This window comes from Arthrobacter sp. 135MFCol5.1 (genome assembly GCF_000374865.1).
GTDB lineage: Bacteria > Actinomycetota > Actinomycetes > Actinomycetales > Micrococcaceae > Arthrobacter.
Window position 1 is genome coordinate 401,018 of sequence record NZ_KB895454.1, and the last position, 13,178, is coordinate 414,195.

Here is a 13,178-nt window from a genome sequence, read left to right on the forward strand (position 1 = left end):
TGTTGGACATCTGCCGCCGGACCGGGTGTACAGAGGCAATTCGGTACCGTGGCGGCGGCGGATGGGTGCAGTACTGTGGGCTGGTGGTAAACCCCGTGCACTTGAAGACCTTATTGGAGGTCACGCGGCTTGGCTCATTCGCCGCGGCCGCCGCGACACTTGGTTATACTGCCTCCGCTGTTTCGCAGCAGATGTCCGCCCTGGAGCGGGACACCGGCGTCACGCTCTTCCAGCGCTCGGCGCGGGCCGTGGTCCCTACGGAAGCCGCCGTCGTCATGACCCGCCACGCCGCGAAAGTGCTCACGGACATCGAAGCCCTGATGGCGGCAGCGTCCAGGGCACAGGACACGGGAAGCCAGGAGCTCCGGCTGGGAATCTTCCCCAGCCTCGCCACCTATGTCCTGCCCCGGATCCTGAAAAATCCGGCCTGGAAGAAGCTGGGCATTGACCTGCGGGTGTCCGTGGCTGAACCGGGCCAAACCATCCAGGGGCTGCGGACGGGCGGCGACCTCGACCTGGCGGTGGTGTTCCAGGTGGGCCAGACCGGCTTCGCCTGGCCCAACACGATCAACCGGCAATGGATTGGCGACGACGACTTCCGGGTGGTGCTGCCTGCCGGCTGGGGATTCCGGGCCGACGCGAAGGTGGCAGCGGACCATCTCTCCGACATGCCATGGATCATGCACCACCCCGGCACCAGTGATGCCATGGTGATTGAGCGGCTCTTCGCCGGCTGCAACCTGCACCCGCGCGTGGTGGCGCACAGCGACGACTTCCACGCAAGCCTGGAAATGGCAGCTGCCGGGCTGGGCGCCGCCCTTGTCCCGGAGCTCGCGCTGCGGAACAAACCGGCTGGGGTGGTGGTGCTGGACGTCCCCGAGATCCGGCTGGCACGCAACGTGTTCGCGCTTCTGATCAATGACCGGAAAACGGCACGGGTGCAGCTGTTCGTCGACCTGCTGGCTGAAACCCTTGCCGGCATGCGCACCGCAGTGAATTAGCCCCGAACGCTGGAATGGGCCGGACTTCGGGTCTATGTTGAGAATATGAACAAGGTAGCGAGCCAGCACTTTGGAGAGATCGATCTGAACCACGGCATGGATCATCTCTTCGCCGCCCGGCACGAGCTGCGCGGCCACCCGCTGGAACTCGACCTGAACATCAATGCCCACGACCACTTCGATGAAGCCGCGCTCCGGAAAGTCGAATACCGGCTGCGTTTCCTGCCCGAACTGGTGGACGAGGTCCGCGAGATGATCGCCGAGGAACTTGAGCAGGAGGGCACCAGCCCGCAGGAATACCTGCACTTCCACTGCAACGCGCTCAAGGAAGAACATCTGCACAAGGTGTTCGGTGTCCAGGACCGCAGCCAGCTCACCAATGAGGTGTTCCTCAAAGCACTGAAGCTCGGCCATGTGGGCATCTACCCCGGCCAGCCCGAACGCTACTTTGTCCTGGACTTCACCCTCGGCGAGCACTTCACCGATGAGGTCCTGGTGGCCTGTGCTGACCAGGATGGCGTGGTCGACGACGAGATCGTCTGGGAGTCGTGAGGCTGCCGGCGCTGTTGTGACACCCCGGCACTAAGGAGTGCAGGCGCCATGGATGTGTTTGATGACAGGCGCGGAACCCGGCGGCTGGCGTCCTCGCTGCTGCTGGCCGGCGTCGTGGTGTCGATCCTCGCCGGCGTCCTGCACGCCGAATCCCACGACGCGAATGATCACGTGGCATCCTTCACCGCCTACGCCAACAGTGGAATCTGGACCGCCGTGCATCTGGGCCAGTTCGTGGGCATGGCGTTGGTGGGCGCGGGCCTGGTTTGCCTGGGCACCGTGCTCGGTGGCCAGCGCCGGTCGCTCGCGTGGACCGCACGCTTTGGTGCCCTTTTCGCTGCTGCGGCCATTGCGTTGTACGCGGCCCTGCAGGCGGTGGACGGGGTGGCCCTGAAACAGGCGGTGGACGCCTGGGCTGCCTCGCCCGAACCGGAGAAGGCCTCGCGGTTCGCCACGGCGGAGGGCATCCGCTGGCTGGAATGGGGCATGCGCAGCTATCAAAGTATCCTGCTGGGCACGGCGTTGGTGTTGTTGGGTTTCGTGGTGGCCGCTTCGCACCGAATGTCCCGGACAGCCGGTTATGCGATGGCGCTGGCCGGGCTGGCCTATATGGCGCAAGGGTGGATTATCGGGGAATCCGGGTTCTCCGCCGACAATGCGGTCCCGACGCTGGTGGGCATTGCGGCCATCGTGGTGTCGGCGGTGTGGCTGACGGTCGGCGCATGGCGGATGAAGAAACCGGCGACGGCCGGCCACGTGATGTGACCGGCCGCGTGCCCGCTTCTCAAACTTCCTACTTGGCCGCTTCCAGCAGGCCGGCGCGGACCGTCTGGGTTGCCTTGGCCAGGTTGCGCAGGGATTCTTCGGTCTCGGCGTAGCCACGGGTCTTCAGGCCGCAGTCCGGGTTGACCCAAAGCTGGCGGGACGGGACGTGCTTGACGGCGGTGGACAGCAGCTCGGTGACTTCGGCTTCGCCCGGAACGCGCGGCGAGTGGATGTCGTAGACGCCGGGGCCAACGCCGCGGCCGAAACCGTGGGACTCGAGGTCGTGGACAACCTCCATGCGGGAGCGGGCTGCTTCGATGGAGGTCACGTCGGCGTCAAGGCCGTCGATCGCGTCGATAATCACGCCGAACTCCGAGTAGCAGAGGTGGGTGTGGATCTGGGTGGCGTCTGCGGCACCGGCGGTGGCCAGGCGGAAGGAATCAACGGACCACTTCAGGTAACCGGCCTGGTCCGCCTTGCGCAGCGGGAGCAGCTCGCGCAGGGCGGGCTCATCCACCTGGATGACCTTGATGCCGGCGGCTTCGAGGTCGGCGATCTCATCGCGCAGCGCCAGGCCAACCTGGTTGGCGGTCTCGCCCAGCGGCTGGTCGTCGCGTACGAAGGACCAGGCCAGGATGGTGACGGGCCCGGTCAGCATTCCCTTCATGGGCTTGGCGGTGAGGGACTGGGCGTATTCCGCCCATTTGACCGTGATGGGGGCGCTGCGGGTGACATCGCCCCACAGGATGGACGGGCGGGTGCAGCGGGAGCCGTAGGACTGGACCCAGCCGTGGACCGTGACGTCGAAGCCTTCGAGGTTCTCGGCGAAGTACTGGACCATGTCATTGCGCTCGGGCTCGCCGTGCACCAGGACGTCGTAGCCCAGCTCTTCCTGCAGGTCCACGACGCGCTTGATCTCGTCCTTCATGAGCCGCTCGTACTGGTCGTCGCTCAGCTCGCCCTTGGTGTTGCGGGCACGGGCGGAACGGATCTCCGAGGTCTGCGGGAAGGATCCGATGGTGGTGGTGGGCAGGGGCGGCAGCTGCAGCGCCGCTTCCTGGGCGGCTTCGCGGACGGCGTATTCGGAACGGCTGAAGTCGGCAGCCGTCAATGCTTCGGTGCGGGCCCGCACATCCTGGCGGCGGACACCGTGGGCGGTGGCACGCGAAGCGATCACGGCGGTGGCGTCATCGATGGCTGCCTGTGCGGCCGCGGGGTCGCCCAGCCAGGACGCCAGGATCTTGACTTCGGCGGCTTTCTGGTCGGAGAACGCCAGCCAGCTGCGGAGCTGCGCGGACAGCTGGGTTTCTTCCTCGACGTCGTGGGGAACGTGCTGGGTGGAGGTGGACGTGGAGACGGCGACCTTGGCGGCGGCGCCCTTCAGTTCGTCCAGCTTCGCCGCCGACGCTGCAAGGTCGTTGCGCCAGATGTTGTGCCCGTCAACGACGCCGGCAACCAGGGTCTTGTTGCCCAGTCCTGCCAGCGCCGCGGCGGACGGAACGGCGCCCTTGAAAACGTCGATGTGCAGGGCGTCGATGTTGGTGGCAGCAAGGGTACCAAGCTGTCCGTCGAGGGAACCGTACGGGGTGGAGACCAGGATCTGCGGGCGGTTGGCCGCAGCGGTCAGTACCTCGTAGGCCCGGGCAACCGCGGCTTCGATCTGGGCGGCAGGGAGGTCCTGGTCGACCACCAGGGCGGGCTCGTCGAGCTGGACCCAGCTGGCGCCGGCGGCAGCGAGCTGTTCGAGGAGCTGGACGTAGATGGGGAGGATGTCCGCCAGCCGCGACAGCGGCGCAAAGCCGGCCGGTGCGTCGTCTGACGCCTTGGACAGCAGCAGGTAGGTGACCGGACCCACGATGTAGGGGCGGGTCTCGATGCCGTTCTCCAGCGCGAACGCGAACTCGTCCACCTTGGCGGTGGAGGCAAGGGTGAATTCAGTCTCCGGGCCGATCTCCGGGACCAGGTAGTGGTAGTTGGTGTCGAACCACTTGGTCATTTCCAGCGGCTGCTGGTCCTTGTTGCCGCGGGCCAGGGTGAAGTACGCGTCGATGTCCAGGCGGCCCTCGGCGTCGAGGAGCTTGCCGAAGCGGGCCGGGACGGCGCCCAGGTGGGCGGTGGTGTCCAGGACCTGGTCGTAGTAGGAGAACGTCCCCGGCACGGCGGCGGCTTCGGTCAGGCCAAGGTCCTGCAGGCGCCGGGCGATGGTCAGTTGGATGTCCTTGGCGGCAGCGTCGAGGGCGGCAGCATCAATTTTGCCTGCCCAGTAGGCTTCAACGGCCTTCTTGAGTTCGCGGCGGCGGCCGATGCGCGGGTAGCCGAGCAGCGATGCCGACGGGAACGGGGTGTTTTTGGGCGCGGTCAGTTCAGGCATGGAGTTCTCCTAGGAAGTGTGGAGCGTGCGGGGGTGGTTTGTGGGGTTCGGCCGGGAAGTGCTCAGCTGGCGAGCTGGGGCCGGGCGGCGGAGTCCCGGCGGGTGCCCAGGCGGCTGTGGCGCGGCAGGGCCAGCTTGTCCAGCACTTCGAGCGCGCTTTGGTGCTCGTTGAAGGTGTAGAGGTGGATACCGGGGGCTCCGGCATCCAGGGCGGCATTGGCCAGGTCCACCGTGGCGTCGACGCCGATGTGGAGGCGTTCGAGGTCGCTGTCGGCGGCGGCCAGGCGTTCCATCAGTGCGGGTGCCGGTTCGACGCCGGCCAGTTCACCGAGCCGGGTGAGCCGGCGGAGGCTGGTGAGCGGCATGACGCCGGGGATGATCGGGATGGTGACCCCGGCGCGGCGTGCCCTGGTGAGGAGGTTCGCGTACTGCTCGGTCTCGAAGAACACCTGGGTGATGGCGAAGTCGGCGCCGGAACGCTGCTTGGCCAGCAGCACCTCGACGTCGTGTTCCTCGCTGGGCGATTCCGGGTGCCGGGAGGGATACGCGGCCACGCCGACGGCGATCTTTCCGGCGCAGAGCAGGGCTGAACGCCGCTGCTCCACCCGCCTGATCAGCTCGATCAGGTCCTGGGCGTACCGCAGTGCACCGTCGGAGGGCCGGACGCCGTCCTTGGGCAGGTCGCCCCGCAGCGCGAGGATGCCCCGCACTCCGATGTCCAGCAGTTCGCCGATGATTCCGGCCAGCTCCTGCGGCGTGTTTCCAACGCAGGTCAGGTGTGCCAGCGGCCGGAGGGTGGTCTCGAGCAGGAGCCGGTTAATGAGTTCGACGGCGGTGTCACGGTTGGATCCGCTGGCACCGTACGTCACGGAGACGTAGTCGGGCGCCGTGGTCTCGAGTTCACGGATGGTGGTCCAGAGCGTCTCGGCGGCGGCCGGGGAGCGCGGCGGGAACAGCTCATAGGACAGTGCCACCGGGGCGGTGTCCGAGAGGTTTGGGTGTGCTTCAATGAGGCTTGGTGGTGACATTTGCGTCCTTGGCTTTGGGCCACTGGGGTTGCCTGCCGGTAAATCTACAGGGAAACCCGCAATGAATTGAGTTTGGGGAACACGGAGGGACTCCATTGAGGACGCAGCCGCGACTGTTACGCCTGGAATGAAGTAGTCCGTGAGCAAATGTCAGGCCCACATGGGGGCACCCACACCCTCCGGAACGGAGGATCGCTGACACGTTACCGCGGTAACTTGTCTACGACTCTATGGGGGCACGGAGGGTGCATTCAAGTCGGCAACCGAATAAGACGCAGTTTTACGGCGTGTTCCACACCCGCTGCAGAATTTCCTTCGCCGGCGGGCCAGCCCTACCAGGGCCGGTCCGGCGCCGTTCCGCTGGAGTCGTCCAGGTATTGCTCGCGTTCACGGCCGCTGTTCCGTTCCCGCTCGGCCTGCCGCGCACTGTCCCGAAGTTGGTCCAGCTGGCTTTGCCGCGCCTCTGCCGAAGGGTCCGGCGCGGGCTCCGTCGATGGTGCCACTGTTGGGCCTGGCGCTTGGGCGGCCGAGCTAAGCTTTCCTTCCAGCCGTTCGGCGGCTTGCCCCAACCGTCCACCGGCCCCGGCTGGCGCGTCCGGCGACAAGCAACCCGGTGCCTCCTTCGCCGCGGACAGTGCGGCCTGGTACAGGGCAGCGGCCGACGCCGGATCCCCGGCCTCCAGCCGTTCGTCACCAAGGCGTTCGATCACCAGGGCCAGGTTGACCCTGATCAGGCATTCATCCCCGGAACCGGCCGGGACAGTGCGGAGCGCCGTTTCGAAGTCGGTCCGGGCGGCCCCGTAGTCTCCGCGCAGCACCGCAGCGCCGCCGGCAGCGAACGGCGCTTTGTGCGGCTCCACCACGTTGGCCACGCCGAGGCCACCGGCGGCGGCGTCCACGCCGGCGGCGTCCCCGGCCGCGTACCGTACGGCAGCATGCTCGGCGAGGACGCCGAGGCTGAGGAGCTTTGCCGCCACGCACAGCGCCAGGAGCACCGGCAGCAGCGACCAGAGCAGCAGGCGACGGCGGCGGACCGGAGGCCTCACCGTGCGGCCTCCGCCCGTGCCGGCCGCGGGAGGCCACGCAGCCGGCGCAGGACCGCCGCCGCTTCGGGCAGGGCCAGCAGGAACGCACCGGCGGCCAACAGCCAATACACCTCGGTCCGGGCCGCGACGGAACCGTCGCCGTCCGAGTGTTCCGCCTTTCCCGGGTGCGCCTGCCGCATCATGTCCGCCACCGGGGCGCCCGCGTCCCGATGCACGTACGGTACGCCCAGTTGCGCCGAAATGGTCCGGAGCCGTCCCTCGTCGATGACGGAGCGTGCGTCCCCTGCGCCGTTGTCCTGGACATATCCGCCGTGCGGTCCTGTCGCAGCGCCGCCGGCAGAGCCGTCGCCGGCGTCCAGGCCGGAGTTTTCCTTCATCCGGCCGCCCTCCGCCGTGCCATAGCCGAGGACCGCTCCCCCAGCCACCAGTCCGGCGTCGAACGCCATTGCCTCCGGTTCCGTGCCGCTGGTCTGTTCCCCGTCACCCAGGTAGTACACCAGCCGCGGGCGGCCGGGGTGGCTGTCCCGGGCGGCGGCCAGCCGCTCTGCGAGGACCTGCCTGGCGGCGGTGATGCTGCTGCCCTTGGCGTACGCGGTGACTTGGGGCTCGAGGACATCGGTGATGGTCTCAAGGGCCAGGGTATCGGTGCTCAACGGCATCCGGACATGGGCGGTGGTGTCGAAGGTGATGACTGAAAATCGCGCGCCCGGCAGCTGTTCCGCAATGGCCTTGATGTCCTTGCGGACGCCTTCCAGCCTCGGGGTTGCGCCGCCGTAGTCCTCGGCCACCATGCTGGTGGTGGTGTCCACCACGAAGAACACGTTGAGGTCCGTCGAGGCGGCCGGCACGTTACCGCCGGGCAGGCCGGGCCGCAGGGCTGCTGCCCCGACGAGCAGGACGACGGCGGAACGCCTGAACCATGCACGGCGCCCCGGCCCGGCGGGACGTGGCGGCGTGCCATGCCGGCCGCGCCTCAGCGGTGGCTGCACCTGCCACAGTGCAGCGCAGAGTACCAGTGCTGACAGAGCTGCGGTGGCCAGCGGTACTCCGGGAACCTCCGTCAGCACGGCCCGCGGCGCTCCCTGGATTGCAGCAGCCTCGGTCTTTTCGACGCCGGACACGATCCCGGCCACGGCGTCAGGGCTGTCCAGGGCGTAGTAGGAGCCGCCCGTAGACTCCGCCGCAGCCCGCAGCCGGGCGCCCGGCTGGTCCGTCCCGGCGCCGTAGTCAACGTCTCCCGGATTCAGGGCGTAGACGTGCACCGACCTTTCCTTGGCCAGTTGCGCCGCCTGCTCCAGGGTCATGATGGGTTTGCCGGAAAGGAAGTTATCAGTGGCCAGCACTATCGACCGCGAGCGCTGCGGTCCGGCGGCACCCGGGCCGGTGGCGCCCTGGAAACTGTTCAGGCAGGACGCCAGGCCATCGCCGATCAGCGAGGAACCACGGCCGCTCCAGGTGCCGTCCAGGAATCCGGAGCTGCCGGGCTTGCCGTCGAAAGCGTCCTTGGCGGCCTGGAGTTGCTCCTGGGCGTAAGCGTAATCGTCCGTCAGCGGGAACACCTGGATAGCGCTGCTGTCGAAAATGGTCAGGCCGATCCGCTCGCCGTCGAACTTCCTGGCCAGGCCGGCGAAGACGTCCACCACTGCGGCGTCGGCGTTGCTCATGGAGCCGGATGCGTCCAGGCACAGCATGATGTCCCGGTTGTGCTGCTCCGGCCTGGTGGTTGCCACGTCCACGGGGCGGGCAGCAGCCACCGCCGTCGAGGCCAGCAGCAGGGCACACGCGGTCCCGGCCACGAGCAGCCATCTCCGGTGCCGCCGAAGGGCTGCCTGGTATTCCGGCAGCGCGGTGAGCCGGTCCGCGTGGGCCACCGGACGGCGTCGAACGTCTTCCCGTCCGTTGCGCCGCAGCCCGGCCCACACGGCCCACGCCACGGCAGCGGCAGCCGGCAGCAGCACCCACCACAACATCAACTCCATGCGCGCACCACCGCCGAAGTCCTTGCCGCGGAGGCGCCCACGGAGGGCAGCGGACCGGGCCCGAATTCGGCCGGGTAGAGGGCTTCGACGGCGTCCGCGGCCGCAGGAAGCGGGTGCTGCGCCAGGTCCTGCTGCGTCATCCGGGTGGCGTCCACCCCGGTGGCGTCCCGGACGAATCCGCGCAGGAGCATGCTGATCTGCTGGTGCGCGGCCCGGGCGTCGAGGGTGCCCGCCGCAGCATCGAGTTCCACGTCACGGATGCGCTGCAGGTAGGCGGCCTTGAGCGACGGGAGGTCTGTCAGGGCGGGACGCGCCGGTTCGGAACCGGAAGCGGGGCCGGTACGGGAGCTTAACCACACGTAGGCGTACCAGCCGGCCACCAGGGCCAGGATTGCCGCTCCGCACCACACCCATGCGGGGTTGTACGGCAGCGGTCCGTAGAATCCGGGGTCAGCCTGCACGCCGGTGCCTTTCCAGCAGGGCAAACAGACCGGTCATGACGTCGTCGCTGGCGGCCACATCCCCCTCAACGATCCCCGCAGCACGCAGCATGGCCTTGCGCTCCGCATCGCGCTGGGCGGCCGCGGTGGCATAGGCGGCCGCCACGCCGGCCGCCGCCGCAGGCTGCCAGGCCAGGACCGCGGAATCGGCCACGCTATAGGAATCGGAGGTGGAAGATTCCCGTATCTCCTGGCTGGACGGCGCCAGGTCCGCGTCCCGGACCGTCAGCCAGAGGATCTCGTGCTGCGCGCGGAGCCTGCGGAGGAGCTGGCCCGTGGCGTCATCAGCGGGCAGTTCATCCGCGACGACGAACAACAGGCGGCGGCCCTTGACGTTGCCGGCCACGTGCTGCAACTGGTCCTGGAGCCTGCTCGGGGGGCCGTCCAGCCTGGTGTTGGTGTCGACGTGCCTCAGCAGCCGCTCCAGGTGCTCCTCACCGCCCTTAGCGGGCAGGGACCGGGTGGTGGAAGAGTCGCCGCAGACCAGGCCCACCACATCCCCATGGCGGAGGGCAAGGTAGCCCAAGACTCCCAGTGCGAGGATGGCAATGTCCTTCTTTGCCTCCCCGGATTTGGCCTCCGCAGCCATGTTGCGCCCGGTATCGGTAACGAGGAGGACTGTTTGCCTCCGGACTGCCACATAGCGCCGGATCAGGGGTGAGCCGTGGCGCGCCGAGGCCTTCCAGTCGATGTCGCGGACCTCGTCACCGGGAACGTAGGCGCGCAGGTCATCGAAGTCGAGGCTGCGGCCACGGAAGACGGAACCGTATTCGCCGTCGAGCATTCCCCGGGCTTTCCGGTGCGCGAAGATGGCCATCTTCGACTTCACGCGCTGGAGCAGGCTTGGCATGCGGGGTCAGGGGGTCTGGACGGCTGCGACAATGGCGTCGATCACCGATTCGACCGGCACTTGCTCGGCCACGGCGTCGAAGTTCAGGATCAGCCGGTGCCGCAGCACACGGTGGGCCAGCGACCTGACGTCCTCAGGGACCACGTGGTCGCGGCCATTCAACAGGGCCACCGCGCGGGACGCCTGGCTGAAGGCGATGCTGGCGCGGGGGCTGGCGCCGAATTCGATGAATCCGGCAAGCCGGGAGTCGATGTACTGCGAAGCATGCCGGGTCACGTACACCAGCCCCACGATGTAGTTGATCACCGCAGGATCAATGTAGATCCGCCTGGCGAGGGCCTGGATTTCGGTGATGGCGTCGAGGGAGGCGGCGGCAGCAGGCTTCTGGTCCGCGGTGAAGATGCCGGCATCGATCCTGCGGATAATCTCCGCTTCCTCCGCAGGCGAGGGGTAGTCCAGCACATCCTTGAGCATGAAGCGGTCCATTTGGGCTTCGGGGAGCTGGTATGTGCCTTCCTGCTCGATCGGGTTCTGGGTGGCCAGGACCAGGAACGGTGAGGGCAGCCGGTAGTCCTGGCCGCCGATGGAGGTCTGGCGTTCCTGCATGGCCTCCAGCATGGCGCTCTGGGTCTTGGCGCTGGAGCGGTTGATCTCGTCCAGCAGCACGATGTTTGCGTGCACCGGACCCAGCTGGGTGACGAAGGTTCCTTTGCCGGCGTCGTAGATCTGGGTTCCCACAATGTCGCTGGGCAGCAGGTCCGGGGTGCACTGGATCCGGCGGAACTCGGCGCTGACGGCCTCGGCCACCGTTTGCGCCGCGGTGGTTTTCGCCAGTCCCGGGACGCTTTCGAGGAGGATGTGGCCGCCGGTCAGCAGGCCCACCAGGAGCGATTCGCGCAGCCGGGACTGCCCCACCACCTTGGCGTCGAAACTGCGGGAAATGTTCGCGACCACCTGCTGCGCCCTGGCCAGCTCCGCCGGTTCGATTCTTGCGGGCACGCTGGTCGAAAGCACTGGTATTCCCCCTGGTGACGGTGATGGAGTCGCGGGCCGGGCCGGCCGTGTCCCGCCCGCCATCTTATCCAAGACCGCGGGGCCCGGAACGGCAATGGGCACCCCTCCCCATGCGGGCCGGGCAGGTCTATCCTTTTGCCATGACCGAGCTTCCAGACAGTTACAAGGAGTACCTCGCCGGCAAGAACCAGTTGTTCGTCGACACCGTCAGGCCGGTCCTGATGCAGTCCGCGGCGGACAAACTGCACGGCGTCCGCGTGGTGGACACCCACCACGGACACCAAGCCCACCTGGACGATACCCTCCCCTTCGGGGTGGTGCTGGAGGACATCGACTAACCCCTGACAGCTCCCGACAGCGCCAACGGGTTGCCGGCGCCGCGCGCCACGATGCCGTAGAGGGCCAGCACCGGCAGGGAGTACAGGATGGAGAAGGCGGCCAGCTGGCCATACGCCACGGCCCCGTACTGGCCGAAAAAGCTGAAGATCGATACCGCCGCCGGCTGGTTGGCTTCAGAGAGCAGGAGCACGAACGGTACGAAGAAGTTCCCCCAGGCCTGGATGAACACGAAGATAAACACCACGCCCAGGCCCGGGCCCATGAGCGGCAGCACGATTGAACGCAAGGCAGCCAGCCGGGATGCCCCGTCCACCCAGGCGGCCTCCTCCACAGCCAAGGGCACCGCATCCATGAAGTTCCTGGTCATCCAGATGGCCATGGGCAGGCTGGTCGCGGACAGGAACAGCACTGTGGCGGGCAAGGAATCCAACAGCTGAAGCTGAACGAACAATCCGTACACCGGAACCATGATGGCCGTCACCGGCAGGCAGGTGCCGAACAGGATGCCGTAGAGGAACGGGGTGTTGAACCGCGACCGGAAACGGGAGAGCGGATAGGCAGCCAATACGGCCGCTGCCAGCGTCACGGCACCGGTCCCTGCAGAAAGCAACAGGCTGTTCCACAGCGGCCGGAACAGCAGCTCCGGGGTGAGGACTGCGGAAAAATTGTCCAGGGCAGGCCGCAGCGGAACTTTGGTGCCATGCCCGGCGGCCGGGTCCAGCGAACCGAGGACCAGCCACAGCAGCGGCAGCACGAAGCACGCGCCGATCACCAGCAGGACGGCATCCGCCACCGCGCTCCCCCGCGGACGGCGGCGGGCCCGTGGCCGGAGGGAAGTCCGTGCGGCGGTCACGGCTTCTGCTCCCGCAAGAGTCGAAGATAGGCGGCCCCGAACACTGCCCCGATCAGGATCAGCACCGAGGCGACCGCCGTGCCATAGCCGATATCGCCGAATTTGAAGGCCTCCTGGTAGGCCATGACGGGCAATGTGGAGCTGCCGTTGGCCGGACCGCCCGCGGTCATGACCCAGATCAGGGTGAACACGGCCAGGGTCTGCAGCGTGACCAGCATCAGGTTGGTGGCGATGCTGCCCCGGATCACCGGCAGGGTGATGAACACCAGCCGCTGCCAGGCGCCGGCACCGTCCATGTGTGCCGCTTCGGTGAGCTCGGCCGGCACCCCGCCCAGCGCCGCGCGGTACACCAGCATGGAGAAGGCGGTGCCACGCCACACGTTCGCCATGATCACGGCCAGCATGGGCACGGCGTAGAGCCAGTCGACCTCCGCCAGTCCCATCCCGCCGAGCAACTGGTTGAGCGTCCCGTCGCGGCTGAAGAAGGCGTAGGCAGCGAAAGCCGCCACGATTTCGGGCAAGACCCAGGCGGCAACGACGGCGGTACCCACCACCGCCGAGACTGCGGGCCGTGCCCGGCGCAGAAGGACCGCCAGGGCCAGTCCCAGGACGTTCTGGCCCAGAACGGCGGAGCCGCCCACGAACAGCACCGTCAGGGCCAGCGAGAGCGGGAACACCGGGTCCTGCAACAGCCGCTGGTAGTTCTCCAGACCCACCCATTCCGGGTTCCTGGCATGCCGGCCGGTCAACCCGGCATTGGTCAGCGAGGCCTGGAACGCCCACAGCACCGGGCCCGCCAGGAAGACAGCAAGCAGCAGGATGGCCGGCAGGACCGGCAGGTAGCGGGCGAGCTGCCGACGTTGGTGGTGGCGTGCCACCG

At 67.7% G+C, this 13,178-nt stretch carries 13 protein-coding genes; 4 read left to right on the forward strand and 9 right to left on the reverse strand.

The features are described from left to right. The first annotated feature begins 83 nt into the window (after positions 1–83). From C563_RS0108085 to C563_RS0108095, 3 genes are read left to right on the forward strand one after another with little or no spacing between them, the layout of a single operon-like run. Entirely contained in the window at positions 84–1,001 is a 918-nt protein-coding gene (locus tag C563_RS0108085) for a LysR family transcriptional regulator (RefSeq protein ID WP_026264521.1), read from the forward strand. 45 nt (positions 1,002–1,046) lie between these two features. After that, a complete protein-coding gene (locus tag C563_RS0108090; protein ID WP_018761541.1) occupies positions 1,047–1,553 on the forward strand; it encodes a DUF2004 domain-containing protein in 507 nt (168 codons plus the stop codon). Between the two features lie 48 nt (positions 1,554–1,601). Further along, positions 1,602–2,318: a hypothetical protein gene (locus tag C563_RS0108095; RefSeq protein ID WP_018761542.1), complete on the forward strand. Its 717-nt coding sequence runs from the start codon at positions 1,602–1,604 to the stop codon at positions 2,316–2,318. A 28-nt stretch (positions 2,319–2,346) separates the two neighbouring features. Here C563_RS0108095 and metE read toward each other — a convergent pair whose 3' ends face one another. The 7 genes from metE to C563_RS0108130 form a co-directional block, all read right to left on the reverse strand. Further along, positions 2,347–4,689 carry a 5-methyltetrahydropteroyltriglutamate--homocysteine S-methyltransferase gene (metE, locus tag C563_RS0108100; RefSeq protein WP_018761543.1) on the reverse strand — a complete coding sequence of 781 codons (2,343 nt, stop codon included), beginning with the start codon at positions 4,687–4,689 and terminating at the stop codon, positions 2,347–2,349. Positions 4,690–4,751: 62 nt separating this feature from the next. Further along, positions 4,752–5,717 (reverse strand): methylenetetrahydrofolate reductase, encoded by a 966-nt coding sequence (locus tag C563_RS0108105; RefSeq protein ID WP_018761544.1) that lies wholly within the window; start codon positions 5,715–5,717, stop codon positions 4,752–4,754. A 332-nt stretch (positions 5,718–6,049) separates the two neighbouring features. After that, positions 6,050–6,763, reverse strand: a complete 714-nt coding sequence (locus tag C563_RS0108110; RefSeq protein ID WP_018761545.1) for a hypothetical protein — start codon at positions 6,761–6,763, stop codon at positions 6,050–6,052. After that, positions 6,760–8,742, reverse strand: coding sequence for a vWA domain-containing protein (locus tag C563_RS0108115; protein WP_155845125.1), 1,983 nt, complete (start codon positions 8,740–8,742; stop codon positions 6,760–6,762). Before C563_RS0108115 ends, C563_RS0108110 begins: the two co-directional genes overlap by 4 nt. Next, the gene (locus tag C563_RS0108120) at positions 8,733–9,203 is read right to left on the reverse strand and encodes a hypothetical protein (RefSeq protein ID WP_018761547.1); all 471 of its coding nucleotides are present in this window, start codon (positions 9,201–9,203) and stop codon (positions 8,733–8,735) included. The genes C563_RS0108115 and C563_RS0108120 overlap by 10 nt, the downstream gene beginning before the upstream one ends. Beyond that, on the reverse strand, positions 9,193–10,092 hold the full coding sequence (locus C563_RS0108125; protein WP_018761548.1) for a DUF58 domain-containing protein: 900 nt from the start codon (positions 10,090–10,092) through the stop codon (positions 9,193–9,195). The genes C563_RS0108120 and C563_RS0108125 overlap by 11 nt, the downstream gene beginning before the upstream one ends. A 6-nt stretch (positions 10,093–10,098) precedes the next feature. After that, complete coding sequence (locus tag C563_RS0108130; protein ID WP_018761549.1) at positions 10,099–11,106, reverse strand: AAA family ATPase; 1,008 nt, start codon at positions 11,104–11,106, stop codon at positions 10,099–10,101. Positions 11,107–11,216: 110 nt separating this feature from the next. Between C563_RS0108130 and C563_RS0108135 the strand changes: the two genes are divergently transcribed. Beyond that, on the forward strand, positions 11,217–11,444 hold the full coding sequence (locus C563_RS0108135) for a hypothetical protein (RefSeq protein WP_018761550.1): 228 nt from the start codon (positions 11,217–11,219) through the stop codon (positions 11,442–11,444). Here the strand turns inward: C563_RS0108135 and C563_RS0108140 are convergent. Both C563_RS0108140 and C563_RS0108145 read right to left on the reverse strand, forming a co-directional pair. Further along, a complete protein-coding gene (locus C563_RS0108140; RefSeq protein ID WP_026264525.1) occupies positions 11,441–12,298 on the reverse strand; it encodes a carbohydrate ABC transporter permease in 858 nt (285 codons plus the stop codon). The two genes, C563_RS0108135 and C563_RS0108140, sit on opposite strands and share 4 nt — an antisense overlap. Beyond that, positions 12,295–13,176 carry a carbohydrate ABC transporter permease gene (locus C563_RS0108145; RefSeq protein WP_018761552.1) on the reverse strand — a complete coding sequence of 294 codons (882 nt, stop codon included), beginning with the start codon at positions 13,174–13,176 and terminating at the stop codon, positions 12,295–12,297. The genes C563_RS0108140 and C563_RS0108145 overlap by 4 nt, the downstream gene beginning before the upstream one ends. Between the last annotated feature and the right edge of the window lie 2 nt (positions 13,177–13,178).